This window comes from Gordonia crocea, assembly GCF_009932435.1.
In the GTDB taxonomy this organism is placed as follows: Bacteria; Actinomycetota; Actinomycetes; order Mycobacteriales; family Mycobacteriaceae; genus Gordonia; species Gordonia crocea.
In genome coordinates this window covers 189,054-205,472 of the sequence record NZ_BJOU01000017.1, presented here as the reverse complement: position 1 = coordinate 205,472, position 16,419 = coordinate 189,054, and the positions used below count along the sequence as shown (strand labels likewise).

Sequence of the window (16,419 nt, the reverse complement as noted above, 5' to 3'; positions counted from 1 at the left end):
TCACGAACCCGCAGAGCGCGCGTCCACCACGATGCAACAAGGTCCAACGCGTTCTCGCGTTGGACCTTGTTGCGCGGGTGGTGGATCTGCGTGGCGGGACTACCCGCCGCCGGGACCCTTCTTGCCCGGTGCCATTCCGAAGCCCTTCGCCTTGGGGGCGGGGGCCGGCGTGCTCTCGGCGGGAGCGACGGCCTCGGGCTGCGGGTCCGCAGGCGCCTCAGGCTGTGCCGATGCCTCCGACACGGCGGGCTCGGGCGCCGACTCCGCCGCCGCAGGCTCGGGAGCGGCCGCAGGGGCGGCAGCCGGTGCGGCCTTGGCCTGGCCGGGCTTGCGGATCCCACCCTTCATTCCGAAGCCCTTGGCGGCCGGTGCCTTCGGCTCGGCGGCCGGGGTCTCCTCGGCTGCCGGCGCTTCGGCGGTCGGTGCCTCGGGTTCCGGTGCAGCAGCTGCGGGTGCGGCGGCGGCCGGTGCGGCGGTTGCCTGGCCGGGCTTCTTCATGCCGCCCTTCATGCCGAAACCCTTGGCGGCGGGCGCCTTCGGTTCGGCGGGGGCTGCGTCGGCGGCGGGCGCTGTTGCGGCCGGTGTGGCGACTGCGGGTGCGGCGGCTGACGGCGAGCCGGGCTTCTTCATGCCACCCTTCATGCCGCCCTTCATGCCGAAGCCCTTGGCGGCCGGTGCCTTCGGCTCGGCGGCAGGTGCCTCGGTTGCGGGCGTCTCGGCAGCGGGGGCAGCGGCTGCCGGCGCGGCGGCCTTCTTCAAGCCACCCTTCATGCCGAAGCCCTTCGCGGCGGGCTTCGCCTCGGCGGCGGGTGCCGCCGGTGCCGCAGCGGGTGCGGCGGCGGCGGGCTTGGCCACCGGCTTCGGCGCGGGAGCCGGTTCCTCGACCAGGGCCACCGGTGCGACCGGCTGCTCCACGTCGCCGGGGCCGCGAACCTTGCCCTCGCGGACCACCTCGAGCTCGATACCCCGGCGGACGCCCTCCAGCAGGAGCTGCGCCACGTCGACGACCTCGATCTGGTCTTCCTTCTCGGTTCCCGACGTCTGAGCGGTCAGGCCGTCGGTGAGCATCACGCGGCAGAACGGGCAGCCGGTGGCGATCTTCTGCTTCTCGCCGGTAAGCACTGGTCCGCTTTCGAGGGTGTCGAGGGCTTCGTCGACGCGGTCGATGTTGATCCGCTTGCCGATCTGCTCTTCCATCCACATCCGTGCGCCGCCGGCGCCACAGCACATGGACCGCTCGCCGTGACGCGGCATCTCGGTCAGTGTCGAACCCGACGCCTCGACGAGCTCGCGCGGCGCGTCGTAGACCTGGTTGTGGCGGCCCAAGAAGCAGGGGTCGTGGTAGGTGACCGACTCGCCCTCGGGCGGGGCCACCGGGATCAGGCGCTTCTCGCGGACCAGGCGGTTGAGCAACTGCGTGTGGTGCACGACCTCGAATCGGCCGCGCTCCCCGTCGACCTGCGGGTACTCGTTGCCCAGGGCGTTGAAGCAGTGTGCACAGGTGACGACGATCTTCTTGCGCTGCGTCGGGGCGGTGGCGAACAGCTCGTCGAACTGCTCGATGTTCTGCTGCGCCAGCATCTGGAACAGGAACTCGTTGCCGGCGCGGCGGGCCGAGTCGCCGGTACAGGTCTCGCCCTCGCCGAGGACGAGGAAGTTGACCGCGGCGACGTCGAGGAGCTCGGCGACGGCCTTGGTGGTCTTCTTGGCGCGGTCCTCGTAGGCGCCGGCGCAACCAACCCAGAACAGGTATTCGTAGCCGGCGAAGCTGTCGACGTCCTTGCCGTAGACCGGGATGTGGATGTCCATCTCGTCGATCCACGCGGTACGCGCCGACGGGCTCTGGCCCCACGGGTTGCCCTTGTTCTCCAGGTTCTTGAACAACCCGGCCAATTCGGTGGGGAAGTCCGACTCGATGAGGACCTGGTAGCGGCGCATGTCGACGATGTGGTCGACGTGCTCGATGTCGACCGGACACTGCTCGACACATGCGCCGCAGTTGGTACAGCTCCACAGCGTCTCGGTGTCGATGACCGCGCCCGCACCGTCGCCGTCGGCCTCGCCGACGAGGGGCCGCTCGGCCTCCGCGCGCGCCGCGGCCGGGATCGCGTCGAGCTTGGCGGTCAGCTCGTTGCCGTCGGCGTCGACCAGGCCGACCTCCTCGCCGCCCATGTCCTTGCGGCCACCGGCCAACAGGTAGGGCGCCTTGGCATAACCGTGGTCGCGCAGCGACATGATGAGCAGCTTGGGGCTCAGCGGCTTGCCGGTGTTCCACGCCGGGCACTGGCTTTGGCAACGGCCGCACTCGGTGCAGGTGGTGAAGTCCAGCCAGCCCTTCCAGCTGAAATCCTCGATGTTTCCGGCGCCGAACGAGTCGGTGTCGGGGTCGGCGGTCTCCATCGTCAGCGCACGTCCGCCCGACATCATCGGCTTCAGCGCACCCAGCGCGACGCCGCCGTCGGCCTCGCGCTTGAAGAAGATGTTGGGGAACGACGAGAAGCGGTGCCAGGCGACACCCCAGTTGACGTTGTTACCCACCAGGAGCAGGAACAGGCTGCCCGACAGCAGCTTGATGAGTGCGAAGACGGCCACCAGGGTGGGGCTGGCGGGCAGCAGCTTGGCCACCTGCATGGTGAAGAAGTCTGAGCCCGGGTTGCTGTGGTGGTAGGTCGCGATCTTCGAGGCTTTCACCAGGATCATGCCCAGGCCCTCGACGAGGACGATGGCCTCGATCGTGTACGCCGGGATGAACCGCGAACCGGAGAACCGGGACAGCCGCGCCGGCACGCGCGGGTGGTTCAGCTGGCGGATGATGATCAGCGTGACGATGCCGACGACGGTGCCGATGCCGAGGATCTCGTCCCAGAGGTGCCAACCGAAGGTGTCACCGAAGACCGGCCAGTGGAACTCCGGGTTGACCGACTGGCCGTAGGCCTCGAAGAAGAGGGGGAAGCCGCCCAGGAAGCCGATCATCACCAACCAGTGCGCCCAGCCGACGGTGCGGAACTTCACCATCCGGGTGTGGCCGATGAACTCCTTGAGCATCGTGAACAGACGCGGGAAGAACGGGAGGAATCGACCCGGAGCGGGCTGGCCCTGTGCCACCGTGCGCACGATGCGCGTAACGCCGCGACCGAAATTCGCCCAGCAGAGAAGGCTGATGGCGATGCCGATGAGCCCCAAAGTGATCGTCGTTGCGTTCAACGATGTCACCTCGCCTTTCGTAGGTGCGTAACCCACCCTGCGGGGCGTCGCGCCCAGGGACTGGCAGAAGCGGACGCGCGCCGCGTGGCGGGTACTACATACTGTCGTGAATACGGTAGTTCCTCGACCCGGTGTTGCGCCTCCCAGGCTTACCTAACTTCGCTGGTCGGTGACCTGCGCAACACCTTCCAGCTCGACCAATCCGTCCTCCAGGTAGTCCAGCAGGCGCTGCAGACTCGGCAGCTGGGCGCGGGCGCCGATGAGGCCGAATCCGATGTGGTCGGCGGCGGAGGTAATGGTGATGTTCAGCGCATTGCCGGAGGTGACGATCGACACCGGGTACACCCCGTCGAGCCGCGCGCCGTTCCAATACATGTCCTGCTTGGGGCCGGGGACGTTCGAGATGATCAGGTTGAACTGCGGCGGGGTGTAGCTGACGAACCCGGGGATGCTCATGAACGCCAACGGGGCGATCGTCGCGGCGCCGAGCGCCAGCGCCTGGAGCGGGCGCAGACCGCGGATCACGTTCTTGCTGGCCTGCATCGAGGCGACCAGGGTCTTCAGTCGCGACTCCGGGTCGGGATCGTTGGTCGCCAGGTTGGCCATCACCGCGCTCACCGCGTTGCCGTCGTGGTTGGCGCCGACGTGCATCGACACCGGCACCATGGCGATCAGTGGGTCCGGCGGAAGGGCGTTCTGCTCGACGAGGTAGGAGCGCAGGGCTGAACTGCACATGGCCAGGACGATGTCGTTGAGGGTGACGTCCAGGACGTCGGCGACGGCCCGCAGCCGCGTGATCGACCACTGGTCGGCGGCGAAGCGTCGGGCGCTGCCGATCGGGACGTCGAGGATGGACCGGGGTGCGAAGTAGCCGGGGGAGACGAAGTCGTCGTCGCGCAACGCCTTCCACGCCACCTGCCCGGCCGCCGGGACCATTCCGGCGACTTGGCCGGCGACATCGGCGGCGGCACCGATCCCCTTGCGCAACCCGTCGAGCAAGCCGCCCCCCGGCGGCGGGTCGGCCACCGGGGCCGGCGGCAACGCATCGAGTTCGGCGCTCGCCGCGGTCTTCCGCTTCTTCAACGCGGCGTCCCACGGGGCGGTGCCGGTGCGGTCGTCGGGGTCCGCGGACAGGGCCCGCTCGAGCAGCCGTAGCGCCGTGACGCCGTCGACGAGGGAGTGGTGCACCTTGGTGTAGAGCGCGAGTCGGCCATCGGCCAGGCCTTCGATGACGTGGGCCTCCCACATCGGCCGGGACCGGTCCAGCAGCGTCGAGTGGTGCAGCGAGACGTAGTGGAACAGCTCGCGGATGCGTCCGGGCTTGGGCAGGGCGATGCGCCGCACGTGGTAGTGCAGGTCGATGTCGTCGTCCACGCTCCAGGCCAGCGACCCGACCACGCTGAACGGTTGCGCCGGGCGTCGGCGGAAGAGTTCGCTGATCGCGATATCCCGGTGGAAAGCCTCGATGACCTCGTCGGCGAGTTCGTCGGCAGTCTGTCCGTCGCGCGGGATGAACAGCTGTAAACCGCCCACATGCATCGGTTGTTCGCGCGTCTCCGCGATCAGAAACATCGACGAGGTGACCGGCATGTACTGCATCGGAGATTTCCCTTCGTGAGGCGGGTGTCGGCTCAGACTAACTACATCGGCCGTCGCGGCGTGGGCGTTACCGAGTGCCGCGCATCACCGTACGGTGGGCGGGTGGACAATGCGCGGATGGGGCCGGTGGCGCGCCTGATCCTCGTCGTGGCGATCCTCGCCGAGGCGGTGGTGGCGGCCTCGGCGACATGGGTCTACGTCGCCGCGCGCGGACGGGTGGTCGACGCGGATGCGGTCCCGCCCGGGTCGACCGCCCTGGTCCTCGGCGCGAAGGTCAGCGACGGCGAACCCGGTGATTACGTGCGCGCCCGGCTGGATACCGCGGTGGCCCTGTACCGCTCCGGGCGGGTGTCGCAGATCCTCAATTCCGGCAACGGTGCGGCGCGGCTGGGCAGCGAGACGGCGGTCATGCGCGCGTATCTGGAGGCGGCCGGGATCCCGTCGTCGGCGATTCGCGACGACCCGGCCGGATACGACACGGCGCGCAGCTGTGTCCGGGCGCGAACCGAGTTCGGGTTGTCGCGGGTGGTGGTGGTGACCCAGGACTTCCACCTGGACCGGGCGATCGCGCTGTGTCGGGCGTACGGGCCGGACCCGACCGGCGTCGCGGCGGCCTGTCCGGACTGTGCCGGGTGGACCATCGTGCGCAACCACGTGCGCGAGACGCTGTTGGCTAGGCCGAGGGCGCTGTTGTCGGTTCTGACGCCCGGGACCCCGAAGTGACCGCTGACGCCTGGGACTCCGCGGGTGCCGCGGGCTTGCGCTTGGGGAGGCGCAGCGCCGGCAGTGGGAGCCGCTCGCGCCCGGTGAGGTACAGCGAGCCGGGCAGGCGGCGCAGCAGCTCGACGAGCAGGATCGAACCGACGAGCGTCAACAGGTAGGCCACGGCGGTGCCCAGCGGCTGCGGCAGCGTGCGGATGAGCCAGGCGTTCTCCCCGTGCGGCAGCATTCCGAGGACGAAGTAGAGCACCAGGACGTGGACGAGGAAGACGCCGAAACTGCGGTTGGACGCGAAGGAGACGAAACGCGCGAAGCGCGGCGTGTGCTCGCGCCAGCGTTCGCCCCAGAGCAGGGCCACCGTGAATAGGCAGGCGATGGCGGTGACGAGGAACGGCAGCAGGGTCGGTTCGAAGGCGCCCGCCGAAGCATTCGGGGGGAGGTCCGAGTTCGCCAACCGCTCGCGGAACGCGAGCAAAGCGTAGGTCGCGGTGCCGATCAGGGCGACGACGAGGCCGGCGCCCACATAGCGCGCGTTCGGCCCGGTGATCGCCCGGGTAATCGCATCGCGATGGACCGCGGCCACCGCCCCGTAGAACAGGAAGAACTGATACGGGATGAAGGTCGCGTAGTGGTGCCACCACGGGCTGGTCGTCGGAAGCCAGTGGGTGATGGTGACGGTGATAAAGATCTGCGTGACGAAGGCGGCGCCCAGCAGCGCGGCGTGATAGCCCTTGGTGACCTGCAGCAGCCAGAGCACCAGTGGGAAGAGCAGGTACACCTGGACCATCACGAACAGGAAGTACATGTGGAACCCGCCGCCGCCCAGGCCCCAGCCCAGGTTCCAACCCAGCTCCTTGAGGGTGCCGGTGATGCCGGCCGGGAAGTCGCGGAACGACGAGGAGCCGGTCAGCCCGCCCCACAGGTAGCCGCCGAGCGCCTTCGTGTCGCCGGAGAGACGTCCCTGGGGAAGCAGGATCTTCACCGCGAAATAGATCGTCGTGAAGATGACGTAGGGGTACAGGACGAGCTTGATGCGCCGCCGCCAGAACGACCAGGTGGAGAAGTCCTGCCGACCGAAGTACTGGTAGGTCAGCACAAAGCCGGTCAGCGCGAAGAACATGTTCCGCGTGAAGTGCAGGAACAGCCCGGTGGTGGACACCCCGACGCTGTTGACCTCGTCGGTCGTCTGGGTGAGGACGTGGATGAAGATCACCAAGGCGAAGGTGGTCGCCCGGATCAAATCCAGATGGTGCAGGTAAGAGCGCTTCGCCTTCGGTTTCGGCGCAGCGTCGGACACGGCGTCGTCGCGCGCGGAAACCCGCGTGGCCGTCGTGCTGGTCATCGCTGAACCCCTCAGAGATTGCGTGGCAACGCCCGGTGATCCGGCGTCGCCCGCGGCGCATGGCCGCGAAAAAGACATCTGTTCACCTTAACGGGTGAACCTGGGAGCCACCTGAACTGTTTAGGTTGACGAAGTGTTTTGCGCGGCGATGTCGATCACCACCAGTGCAGGCTCTTGCGCAGATCCTTCTCGAGTGCGGGCGCCAGGCTGCGGGCGAACGTGGCGGTGAAGTGGTGGGTGTCGCGGTAGACCAGGATGTTGCCGACGATGGCCGGGCAGTACCCGTCCTGGCACACCGCCTTCGTGTAGTCGAGGAAGGTGATGCCGGGGAACTGGGCGGCAATGGTCTTCGCCGGGTCGGTCGGCGCGAGCGCAACGGATTGTTTGACCCCGCAGACCTGCGGCTTGCGGCCGGTGGCGAGGCATTCCGGCGGGTTCCAGTCGTTCTCCAGATGGGTCCACGGGGTATCGCGCATGGCGATCACCTTCTGGCCGCGGGCCGTGAAGTCGTCGAAGATCTCGACGTAGTCGTGCGGCACGTAGTCGCCCGGACGGTGGTCCTCTTCCTCGGTGGGGCGTGTGCTGTTGGTGAAGACCACGTCGGGTTTGTCCTGCGCCAACTGCTTCATGACCTTGGCGGCCCACCGGTTGCAGTCGGGGCGTTCCTTTCCGTACCACTTGAACACGTGCGTCTTGACCAGCGCGCAGCCGACCTTGACGTAGGTGGTCACCCGGAAGTGGTGCTTGCGGCCCAGGACGTCGAGGGCGGGGATCCACATGTCGGCGTGCGATCCGCCGGCGACCGCGATCGTGCGCGTCGCCGTCGTGTCGCCGAAGACGCCCACCCTCACGGTGTCGTCGTTCCAACTGGTGATCTTCTGGTTCGGCGGGTTGTCCCACGTCGGGCCGCGGTCCATGTAGGCCGCGCCGAGCTCGGGTTGCGGCGGGACGTGCGGCGCCGGCACGCCCCACAGGAACGCCAGCCCGCCCGGGTACAACCGCGGGTCGAGGTTCATCGTGTCCACGTGCAGGTTCTTTTGGCGTTGGACCCAGACCGCCGACGTGGTGCCCGCGACGATGGTGACGATGACCAGGCCGACGACGAGGATGCGCCGATACTGCTTGGAGAAGTCGAGTCCGCGTCCGGCCCGCAGCGGCGTCTCCACGTAGCGGGTGACCAGCCAGGCCAGCAACACCGACACGGCCAGGATGGCGGTGCCCTCGGCGAAGGTCGCCTTGTCCTTGATGCGCCAGGTGAGGAAGAAGATCAGCAGCGGCCAGTGGATGAGGTAGAGCGAGTAGGCGATGTTGCCCAGCCACATCATTGACGGCTGCGCCATGAGGCCGTTGACGTCACGGTTGTCGTGGACGTCGATGGCGGGGGCGGTGGCCGGGCGGGTGGCCGCCGAGCCGGTCCAGATGATCAGCAGGGTGGAACCGGCGGGGACCAGGGCCAGGGCGCCGGGGTACTCCTGGACGCCCTGGATCCACCACCCCGATGTGATGATCAGCAGGAGGGCGACGATGGTGAGGGTGTTGCGCACGGCGCGGCTCATCACCAGCTTCGGCATCCAGATCGCCAGGAGGGCTCCGGCCAGCGGTTCCCACAGTCGGGCCAGGGTGTCGTAGTAGTTGACCGGCTGGTTGACCGCGTGGCGATAGTTCGCCCACGCGAAGGACAGCAGCGCCACGGCCAACAGGCAGACGCCGAAGATCACGCGGATCGTCTTCGGATCGCCGAACCGGCGGTCGAAGCGGGCGGCGAACTTGAGCAAACCGCCGAGGGCGAGTGCGGCGAACAGGGTGGCGAAGAAGAATTGGCCCTGCATCGACATCGACCACAGGTGCTGCATCGGGCTGGCGGCCGACGTGGCGGCGCCGTAGTTCTGCGAGTTCAGGGCCAGGAGGTAGTTCTGGTAGTACAGCGCCGAGGCGATCACCTCTTGGCCGAGCGGGCCGAGGCGGGTGCTGGGCATCAGTTGCCAGCAGAGCAGGACGACGCCGGCCAGCACCAGGTAGAGCGCCGGGAGCAGGCGGCGCAGCAGGCGCGACAACCGCGGCCACGGGTTGAGCGCCTCGCGCCAGGTCGCCGTGCTCGGGTTGGTGGCGGTGACGTGCTTGAGCAGCGAGGCGACGAAGAAGTACCCGGACAGGGTGAGGAAGACGTCGACGCCGCCGGAGACGCGGCCGAACCAGACGTGGAAGATCGCGACCAACGCAATCGCCAATCCGCGCAATCCATCCAGGTCGTGGCGGTAGGCGATGGGCTTGCCGCCCGACGGTTTCGAGCCGGGTTCCCCGGAGGGACCGCCGGCGGCCGTCGTCGTCGAGCTCACAGTCACAACGTGTCAGGGTAGCCGGTGACCCTTAACGGACCTAAGCAGCACTCGCGGGGTGTGCCATATGTCGGCTAACGGCGGTCCGACTGGTTTCCGACGTCTCCGGTGGTCGGCAAACCATCTGTGGACAACAGGTTCTGCCGTCGCGGCGGCGTCGGCTATCCGACTTAACGGCGGCGATGCCGCGGCGGGATCGGGCGTAGCGTTTGCCGGGCTCACCCCGCGGGCGCCGCTCGCGACCTGAACCGAGGAGATCGACGTGCGAACCGAACCGGCCGTTCGAACCACCCCGTCAACGGAACCGGGTCGGCGCTGGCGGGCACGGTGGTCGAGGGGGATGGTGGTCGCCCTCGCCGCGATCACCATTGCCGGCGGCCCGTTCGGCGCGGCCGAGGTCCGGGCGGATCCGGGTGCGGCCGCCCCGCCGCCGGCTTTGGTCGAGTCCTGCCCGGTGCAGGTCTCGACAGTGCAGGGCGTTGCAGTCGAGATCAAGGTCCACAACGCCAAACCCCACCACTTCATCGTTCCCCAACAGCAGGCCGCCGCCACCGCCTATGACCAGGAGGCGGCCGCGCTGAACGCCAAGAAGAATGCGGCGATGGCCAATCTCGGCTCCTGTGCGGCCGCCACAAATCGGTTGTCGGCTGGCGGGAAGCTGATGAAACCAAAGCCGCAAACCGAGGATCGGCTCAAACGAGGACAGGCGGCGCTCAACGGGCAGGCGCCCCCGTCGTATCCGGCCATCAAGGGCAACGCGAAGACGAAGGTGTGGGAACCGGGCCGCCCGCTGTACGAGGCGCTGCGTGACACCGCGCCGGATCAGAAGCAGCTCGGCAATATCGCACTGCAATCAAAGAACTGGCCGGAGGCGGAGTCGCCCGATCCGGCGTATCCGCCCGAGGATGGTCGGACCATCGGGACCAATGACGACGGCACTCCCAAGGTGGAGGCCGATCACATCGTTCCGCTGGCCCGGCTGTTCTACATTCCAGGCTTTGTCAAGCTGCCGCCGCGCTACATGTACCAGGTGGCCCATTCGCCGATGAACCTGCAATGGTTGTCCCCGAAGGCCAACCGGTCCAAGCAGGCCGGGGAGGCGGCGGTCGTCACCGGGGCGGATCCGAACTGGGTGCAGGAGCAGCAAGAACTCGAACTGCGCGTGGTGGCCCAATTGACCGAGATCATTAAACAGATTCTGGAGAGTTTGGGGATCGAGATATGAGTATTTCCGACGTCGAGTTAGAGGCGCAGTTCAGCCGTGGGCGACCGGTGACACGGGTGGCGGCCGAGTCGCCGTCGGTCCCGGCGCGCTGGCGCACCGTCGCCGTGGGCTCGACTCCCGGCGAGCGGGTCGCCGCGGCACTGGCCTTGTGGCAGACCGGTGTGGCCGAGGTGATGCCCGGCTTCTGGGCGGTCCTGCAGGAATCGCTGACCGATGTCTGGGTCGGCGAACGGGCCGGCGAGCCGGTTCTGGTCTACGCGGTGGAGTACGTCGATCGCGCCGGACTCGATGCCGATGACCCGGGGGTGCGCGTCCCGGCCGTGTGGGTCGGCGCGCCGCCAACCCCCGAACTGCAGCCGGCCGAGCCGGAGCTGTGGTCGGCCGCGCCGGCAGCGGTCATCGACTTCTACCGCGGTGTACACGGTGCCTTCACCGCACCCGACGAGCGGTCGTTCGGCCTTCCGGCCGTCGCTGGACTGGGCACGCTCGCGGCGGCGCTGGAGTACGACGCCGACGAGGGTGACTGGGAGGGGGCACCGCCGGCCGACCGTTTGCTCGTGATCACCGAGACCTATAGCGGTGTCCGCCTCTGCATTTCGCCGGATCTGCCCACCGCCACGGGCGTGGCGGTCTACCGGTACGACGAACCAGACGAACCGAAACCGTTCGCGGAGTTACTCGACCACAACCTAATGGTCCGATTCGAGGTGGAATGATGTCGACGCCCCAGTTCGGGCCGCCTTCGTTTGGTCCGCCCTCGTTTGGTCCGCCCCAGTTCGGGCCACCGCAGCAGGCTCCGGGTTTCTACCCGCCGCAACCGGGGGCCATCCCGCCAGTGGCGACGCGGAAGCGCCGGATGTGGTTGGTGGTGGGTTTGCCGGTGGTACTGCTCGTGGTCGTGGCGTCGGTCGCCGTCGGATTGTTCCTCGTGTTCCACACGTCCGACCGTGACGAGATCACCACGGCGACCTACGCGTTCGCCGACGCGATCGAGCGCGACGACGTGAGTGCGGCCGCGGGGATGATGTGCACGGAACGGGCGACGGCATTTCGGGACGCGGCGGGTCCGACGAAGCCGGGCAGTGCCGACACGGCAGCTCCGCGACGGCGCTTCGAGGTGGCCGACGTCCGGGTCGACGGCGATACCGCCAGCGCCACCTTGCGGTTCACCGGGTCGGGCGCGACGCGGAACCTCGGTCTGCGCAAGGAGGGCGGCGCCTGGAAGGTCTGCGGCGCGCCGTAGCGGACTCAGGTGGACCCGTGGAGATTCTTGGCCGTTTTCGAGGTCGTCACCTGTGTCGGGTCGGGGTAGGTGCCGAGCAGACGGTCGGCGGTGCCCGAACTCGTCACCGTGTACCAGTAGTGCTCGTTCTTGAAGTGGTGGAACCGATGGTTGCGGTACACCGCGCGGTAGGGGCGGTGACGGGGCTTGTAATCGGTGTGGATCAGGTAGTGCGTCCACTCGTAGAACATCAGGAAGGCCGTCACGGTCAGCAGGAAGGTCATGCCCAGTGCCAGCCGCGGGAAGGCGAACAGGCCGAGGACGGTCAGGACGGGCAACAGCCCGACGAGCACCGGCCAGGGGATGAAGATGAGCGGGATGTCGCGGGGGTCGCGGTGGTGGCGACGGTGGTCGCGGGGGAGGACCCAGTCGATGGTGATGCCGCCGAGCTGGCGCGGCCGCCAATGCAGGATGCCGACGTGGATGAGCCATTCGACCAGCGGCGACACCGCCAGCAGGACCGCCACGACGAGGGCGTCGGTCCACTGCCAGTCGCCCAGCGCGAGCCGCGTGGCCGCGGCGCCGACCAACGGCACCGCGATCATCCACGGCGACGGGTGGCGCCAGAATTCGATGAACGCGGCGCGCAGCGTGGTGATTGTGGGCCGCTTCCGACGGGTTTTGGCGGGGGCGGTGGCGTGATCAGTGGACATCGGTTCCTCCAGAGCTGGGGGACTGGGCCGCGGTAAACACGGCCAGCAGGGCTGAGGTGCTCGGCGCGAGCAGATCGTCGGCGGCGCGCCGGGCGGCAGTCGGGTCGTGGTCGCGCAGCGCCGCGAGCAGCGTCCGGTAGGCGTCAACCTGGCCGACTTCGCCGGCCATCACCGCCGACAGCGCGGGCAGGGCGGGCTCGTAGGCGGCGCGCAGACTGTTGAACATCAGGCGGTAGGCGAGGGAGTCGGCCCCGTCGACGACAAGGTCCCAGAACTGCAGCGCCAGTCGTTGCAGGTTCAGCGGGTCGCGCTCGGCGGCGATCCGCCCGACCTGGTCGGCCACCGCGTCGAGGGCCGCGCCGGTCATCCGTGCCGCGGCGAGTCCGGCCACGATGGGCGCGATGTCCGCGCGGGCTTCCACCACCGACCGCGCCACGCCCAGGTCGAGACCGCCGTCGGCGACCAACAGCAGCGGGAGCACGTCGAGGCCGCCGTCGCGGCGGATGTCGCGGACCGTCGTCGCGCCGCCCTGGCGGATGTGGACGAGCCCCGAGGCGTCGAGCCGCTGCAGTGCCTCACGCACCGCGGGGCGGGAGACCCCGAGTGCGGCGGCCAGGTCGCGTTCGCTGGGCAGCGGGTCGCCGGCGGGCAGCGAGCCGCTGACCACCCGGGCGGCGATCTGGTCGTACACGTCCTCGGAGACCGAGCGTCGGACGACGGGTTGGAAGGTCACGGCGCAAGAATGCGCCCAGATGGTCTTCCTGTCAAGTGGTCAGACCAGTTGCGGTCTGGCGATTACTCGTCCTCGATGATGTGCACGGCCGCCTCTTCGGCCGACGCGCCCGCCCCGTCGACGCCGACGTCGGTGGCCAACATCTGCTCGTAGTCGTCGGACAGGATGTCGTCCTCCGGGCCGACCAGGCGCCCGGCCCGGGTACCGCCGACCTCGTCCGACGACGGGAAGTCCGCGTCGGAATCCAGATCGTTGTCCGGATCCGCGGTGTCCTCGGGTTCCTCCTCGGCCAACCGCTCGTCGAGCGACTCGTGCTCGAAGTCGCCCTTCTCGTAGTCGTGCGGCGGATGGTCCGGCGGCGAGTAGCCCCGGTCGAGGACGTCGTCCAACTCCTCGTCGGCCAGCATGTCGTCGGGCTGCAACTGGTCGCCGGTGTAGTCGCCGTCGACGTCGGACTCATCGCTCATGGCTCGAGCGTATCGGCGATCCAGGGTCCGTGCCGCCGGTTGCGGTGTGAACCCCTCGCGGGCACCGCTAGGCGTTCATCTCGTAGGCGCCGTTGTAGGCCTGGACCTGGCGCCAGACGCGGTCGAACCGCGCCGGATCGGGGGTCGGCGCCGCAATGGCGCTGCGCGCCCAGTCCTGTTGGGCCGGCGTCGCCGACGGCTTGCCGAGCAGGTCGACGGCATACGACGAGAAGTCGCGGATGATCGTGTCGAAGACCTGCGCGACGGTGTCGTCGTCGTGCCCGGTGAGCTCGGCCTGTTCCAGGATGAGCTGGCCGTAGACGATGAGGGAGAAGAGCTGGCCGACGGTCAGGAGGAAGTCCAGGTCCTCCTGCTGCTCGGCGTCGGGCGCCGCGGTGGTGAGGAACTCGGCGAACTTGAGTGCCTGGCCGTAGAAGGTTTCGACGTTGGCGATGCGAGAGTGCTTCTCGTACACCGGCTTCCAATCGGCGAACTGCACCTTGCCGGCGCCGCGGGTGGGGCCCTGGTGGAAGAAGAATTCGTCGTCCGCGGCGTCGAGCCTGGTCCCGATCTCCGGGTAGTCCGTCGGGTTGAAGATGTAGTTCGGCATGAACTTGAGGACGAGGCCGACGTTCACGTGCACCGTACCCTCCAAGCGCGGGTAGGCGCCGATGATGATGGAGAAGTGCCGGAACATCGTGTCCTTCTCATACCCCTTGGCGGCGATCACGTCGTGCAGTAGCCGCACCACCGTCTCGCCCTCCATCGTGACCTTGGCCTTGGTCAGCGGGTTGAACAGCAGGTAGCGCCGGTCGTCGAGGCTGGCGCTGCGGAAGTAGTCGACGCTGCGCTGGCTGAACAGCTTCATCGCGATGATGCGGGCGTAGGCCTCGACGAAGTTGGCGCGCACGTGGGAGAAGTCGGTGACCCGGTTGCCGTAGAGGATCCGGTTGTCGGCGTGGGTGATCGCCTCGTAGAAGGCGTGCTCGGACATGCCGATCGCGCCGCTGCACAGGTTGAACTTGCCGACGTTGACGGTGTTGAGCGCCGCGGCGAACGCCTCCACGCCGGTGTGCAGGATGTCTTCTTCGCGCACCGGGTAGTCGTGCAGGCGGAAGGTGGAGACGTAGGACTGCATGTGGACGACGTTGTCGATGAGTTCGTACTCCGGTCGGCGGCTGTCGGCCACGAAGAAGGTGTACGCGCTGCCGGCGTCCTCGCCGGGCTGCTCGGCGAACCGGCCGAAGACCGAGACCATGCTGGCGACGTTGCCGTTGCCGATGTAGTACTTCTCGCCGTTCGCGCGGTAGGCGATGCCGTCAGCGCGGTCGGCCTCGTCGGCCGGGGTGAGCACCATGTCGGTCTGGTAGACGTCGGCGCCGTGCTCGCGCTCGGACAAGCCGAAAGCCATCAGCTCGCCGTCGTCGAGATCGGCGGCGGCGCGCAACTTCGCCTTCTCGTTCGCGCTCTGCCAGATCGGCCCCAGGCCCAGGATGGTGACCTGTTCGGTGTACCAGTACGCCATGCCGTAGAAGCCGAGGATCTCCGAGAGGGCGTGGTTGCGGGCACCGTCCCAGCGTTTCGCCGGGTCCCCGCCGCCATAGGCGGCCGGCGTGAGGAAGGAGGCGAACAGCTTCTCCCGCTTCACGAACTCGACGAACTCGGCCGGCCAGTCCGAGGCGACTTCCGCGGCGACGATCTTGCGCTTGCCCTGGCCCTCGAACCAGTCGATGGTGGCGCGCAGCAGGCGCCGCGTCGGTTCGTCGAAATGCTGGGGGTCGTAAGTGTGCGGGTTGAACAACTGGCGCTCGACGTCGGTCATGGTGTCTCAACCTACCCGTCGTCGCAGGCGGTGCGGTGCCGCCGATGAAATCGGCGGGATAGCGTGGCGCCATGAGCAACATCGACTACGCGGTCCACGACGACGTCGCCCACGTTCGGCTGAACCGTCCCGACAAGCACAACGGGCTGACCCTCGACATGATCGAGGATCTGGCCCGCGCGGCCGACCGGGCCGCCGAAGACCGCTCCCTGCGGGCGGTCGTCCTCTCCGGCGAGGGGCCGTCCTTCTGCTCCGGGCTCGACTTCGCCTCGGTCGGCCCGCAGCGCGGGCGCATCATGCGCGCCCTGCTGCCCAAGCGGTCGTCGGCGGCCAACACCTTCCAGGCCTGCGCCTGGGCGTGGCGCACCGTGCCCGTCCCGGTGATCGCCGTGGTCCACGGCCACTGCTACGGCGCCGGGCTGCAGATCGCGCTCGGTGCCGACTTCCGGTTCGCCGCCCCCGACGCCGACCTGTCCATCCTCGAGGCGAAGTGGGGGTTGATCCCGGATATGTCGCTGTCGGCGAGCATCGCGCAGCTGACCGGCATCGACGTCGCCAAGCGGCTGACGATGACCGGTGAGGTGTTCGGCGCCGATCAGGGGCTGGCCTGGGGGTTGGTCAGTTCGGTCGGCGACGACCCGATGGCGGCCGCGACCGAGCTGATCGACGCGATCAAGACCCGGTCGCCCGACGCCGTTGCGGCGTCCAAGGCGCTGTTTGAAAACACTTGGTACAACGGCTCGCGACTGTCGTTCCCGGTCGAGCAGGCGCTGCAGGTCCGCCTGCTGCGCGGGAAGAACTCGGCGATCGCCCGCAAGGCGGGGATCGCGCGGACCGTGCCGGAGTTCGTCGAGCGGGAGCTGTAGGGGCTGCGCGGGACCCGCTCAACTTTTTTCGGAATCGGGGAATGGAACCGCGGATCCCGCCGTTGAACCAATCGAAACTTGAGTGAAGAAGGCTCAACTAGTCTTGACCGACAGGGCGTCGGCGACTAGAACTTGAGTCGGAAGCGCTGAGGTTTGTCAGAACCCAAGAC

13 protein-coding genes are annotated in these 16,419 nt (G+C 68.3%); 5 read left to right on the top strand and 8 right to left on the bottom strand.

Features of this window, described 5'->3' with window-relative positions:
- Positions 1–99: 99 nt before the first annotated feature.
- The gene (locus nbrcactino_RS16200) at positions 100–3,204 is read right to left on the bottom strand and encodes a (Fe-S)-binding protein (protein ID WP_161928587.1); all 3,105 of its coding nucleotides are present in this window, start codon (positions 3,202–3,204) and stop codon (positions 100–102) included.
- 153 nt (positions 3,205–3,357) lie between these two features.
- A complete protein-coding gene (locus tag nbrcactino_RS16195) occupies positions 3,358–4,803 on the bottom strand; it encodes a WS/DGAT/MGAT family O-acyltransferase (RefSeq protein WP_161928502.1) in 1,446 nt (481 codons plus the stop codon).
- 102 nt (positions 4,804–4,905) lie between these two features.
- Between nbrcactino_RS16195 and nbrcactino_RS16190 the strand changes: the two genes are divergently transcribed.
- Entirely contained in the window at positions 4,906–5,526 is a 621-nt protein-coding gene (locus nbrcactino_RS16190; protein WP_308470348.1) for a SanA/YdcF family protein, read from the top strand.
- On the opposite strand, the gene nbrcactino_RS16185 is transcribed toward nbrcactino_RS16190, so the two are convergent.
- Complete coding sequence (locus nbrcactino_RS16185) at positions 5,477–6,865, bottom strand: acyltransferase (RefSeq protein ID WP_161928501.1); 1,389 nt, start codon at positions 6,863–6,865, stop codon at positions 5,477–5,479. The two genes, nbrcactino_RS16190 and nbrcactino_RS16185, sit on opposite strands and share 50 nt — an antisense overlap.
- A gap of 155 nt (positions 6,866–7,020) precedes the next feature.
- On the bottom strand, positions 7,021–9,201 hold the full coding sequence (locus nbrcactino_RS16180; RefSeq protein WP_161928585.1) for an acyltransferase family protein: 2,181 nt from the start codon (positions 9,199–9,201) through the stop codon (positions 7,021–7,023).
- 262 nt (positions 9,202–9,463) lie between these two features.
- On the opposite strand from nbrcactino_RS16180, the gene nbrcactino_RS16175 reads away from it, so the two are divergent.
- The 3 genes from nbrcactino_RS16175 (at position 9,464) to nbrcactino_RS16165 (ending at position 11,669) form a co-directional block, all read left to right on the top strand.
- Positions 9,464–10,426: a hypothetical protein gene (locus tag nbrcactino_RS16175; RefSeq protein ID WP_161928500.1), complete on the top strand. Its 963-nt coding sequence runs from the start codon at positions 9,464–9,466 to the stop codon at positions 10,424–10,426.
- On the top strand, positions 10,423–11,142 hold the full coding sequence (locus tag nbrcactino_RS16170; protein ID WP_161928499.1) for a hypothetical protein: 720 nt from the start codon (positions 10,423–10,425) through the stop codon (positions 11,140–11,142). Before nbrcactino_RS16175 ends, nbrcactino_RS16170 begins: the two co-directional genes overlap by 4 nt.
- 119 nt (positions 11,143–11,261) lie before the next feature.
- Positions 11,262–11,669: an Rv0361 family membrane protein gene (locus tag nbrcactino_RS16165; protein ID WP_161928498.1), complete on the top strand. Its 408-nt coding sequence runs from the start codon at positions 11,262–11,264 to the stop codon at positions 11,667–11,669.
- 5 nt (positions 11,670–11,674) lie between these two features.
- On the opposite strand, the gene nbrcactino_RS16160 is transcribed toward nbrcactino_RS16165, so the two are convergent.
- From nbrcactino_RS16160 to nbrcactino_RS16145, 4 genes are all read right to left on the bottom strand, one after another.
- Entirely contained in the window at positions 11,675–12,361 is a 687-nt protein-coding gene (locus nbrcactino_RS16160; protein WP_161928497.1) for a sterol desaturase family protein, read from the bottom strand.
- Positions 12,351–13,094: a FadR/GntR family transcriptional regulator gene (locus nbrcactino_RS16155; RefSeq protein ID WP_161928496.1), complete on the bottom strand. Its 744-nt coding sequence runs from the start codon at positions 13,092–13,094 to the stop codon at positions 12,351–12,353. Before nbrcactino_RS16155 ends, nbrcactino_RS16160 begins: the two co-directional genes overlap by 11 nt.
- A gap of 62 nt (positions 13,095–13,156) precedes the next feature.
- Positions 13,157–13,561, bottom strand: a complete 405-nt coding sequence (locus nbrcactino_RS16150) for a DUF5709 domain-containing protein (protein ID WP_161928495.1) — start codon at positions 13,559–13,561, stop codon at positions 13,157–13,159.
- A gap of 67 nt (positions 13,562–13,628) precedes the next feature.
- Complete coding sequence (locus tag nbrcactino_RS16145; RefSeq protein WP_161928494.1) at positions 13,629–15,383, bottom strand: acyl-CoA dehydrogenase family protein; 1,755 nt, start codon at positions 15,381–15,383, stop codon at positions 13,629–13,631.
- Positions 15,384–15,454: 71 nt separating this feature from the next.
- Here nbrcactino_RS16145 and nbrcactino_RS16140 point away from each other — a divergent pair, with 71 nt between their 5' ends.
- Entirely contained in the window at positions 15,455–16,249 is a 795-nt protein-coding gene (locus tag nbrcactino_RS16140; RefSeq protein ID WP_161928493.1) for a crotonase/enoyl-CoA hydratase family protein, read from the top strand.
- Positions 16,250–16,419 lie beyond the last annotated feature (170 nt).